Consider the following 1,581-nt stretch of genomic DNA (forward strand, 5'->3'; position numbering starts at 1 on the left):
CGCGTGAGCGTGGACGCCCAGCAGCGCGAAATCACCCGCTTGGCCTACTGGGACAGCCTGACCGGCCTGCCCAACCGTGCCCAGTTCCGGGTGTCCGCCTCGGCGGCCCTGGCCGAGGCGGGCCGCCCTGCGGTGCTGGTGCCCGGGGAGCGTCGAGAGGGCTCCAGTGGGCATGTCTCGGTCCTCATGCTCGACATGGACCGCTTCAAGCATGTGAACGACGTGATGGGCTACGAGATCGGCGACCGCGTGCTGCAGCAGGTGGCGCAGCGGCTCGGGCAGGTCTGCGTGCGCCGGGGCGATCTCGTGGCGCGCCTGAGCGGCGACGAGTTCGCCGTGCTCCTACCGGCTGCCGACACCCGCGATGCCCTGCACGTGGCCGAGCGCGTGGCGGCCGCCTTCGAAGCCCCGCTGGTGCTGGAGGACCAGACCATCGACCTGCGTGCGAGCATCGGCGTGGCCACCAGCCCGGACCATGCCCAGGATGCCGACACCCTGCTCAGCCGCGCCGAGGTGGCGATGTATGCCGCCAAGCGCCGTGGCGCCGGTGCACTGGCCTACGACCCGGCCTTCGACTCGGGCAGCGCCCGCACGATCTCGCTGCTCAGCGGATTGCGCCGCGCCATCGACCAGGGCGAGTTGCGCCTGGTGCTGCAGCCCAAGGTGGCCTTGCACAGCGCGTGTGTCGAAGGGGCCGAGGCCCTGGTGCGCTGGCAGCACCCGCAGCGCGGCCTGGTGCCTCCGATGGAATTCATCCCCTTTGCCGAGCAGACCGGCTTCATCCGCACCCTCACCGCCTGGATCCTCGACGAATGCCTGCGCACCTGGCGTGACCTTCGCGCGCAGGGGCTGGCCGTGCCGCTGTCGGTGAACCTGTCCACGCGCGACCTGATGGACCTGGAGCTGCCGCAGAAGTTCGCCGCATTGCTGCAGCGCCATGGCGCGCCAGCCGAGGCCCTGTGCCTGGAGATCACCGAAAGCGCCATCATGGACGACCCGGCCCGTGCGCAGCACACGCTGGAACGCCTGAACGAGATGGGCCTGCGGCTGGCGATCGACGACTTCGGCACGGGCTACTCGTCCCTGGCCTATCTCAAGCGCCTGCCGGTGCACGAGCTCAAGATCGACAAGTCCTTCGTGATGCAGATGGAGCGCGACAGCGACGACGCCAAGATCGTGCGCTCCACCGTGGACCTGGCGCACAACCTTGGCCTGTCGGTGGTGGCCGAAGGGGTGGAGACGGCCTCCCACTGGCGCGCGCTCAGGAGCCTGGACTGCGACCTCGCCCAGGGCTACCTGATCGCCCGCCCCCTGCCGGCCGGCGAGTTTGCGGCCTGGGTGCGGCGGTGGACCGAACACGACGCACGGGTGCTGCAGGAAGCGCCCACGACCCTCCTCTGACCCGGTTCCGTCCCGGGGACCGCTGGACGCGCGTCCAGCCGCTGCGCGCGGCGCAATCCAGGCGTATTCCTTTCAGAATGCATGCGCCGGCCCCACGGCGTCCGTGGCCCTCGAAGGCACACACCTGGCCCCCTGCCTGTCCCACTGCCTGGTGGCCCCTGACGGCTCCGCCCGCGCCGA

The 1,581-nt window shown here is 70.7% G+C and carries 1 protein-coding gene; it reads left to right on the top strand.

The annotated features are described in order from the left end of the window. The coding region (locus tag ACK42S_RS17865) for a putative bifunctional diguanylate cyclase/phosphodiesterase (protein WP_409710791.1) at positions 1 to 1,401 on the top strand (1,401 nt) is incomplete at its 5' end. Positions 1,402 to 1,581: the final 180 nt, after the last annotated feature.

It is taken from the genome of Caldimonas sp. (genome assembly GCF_046289365.1).
Taxonomy (GTDB): Bacteria; Pseudomonadota; Gammaproteobacteria; order Burkholderiales; family Burkholderiaceae_C; genus Caldimonas.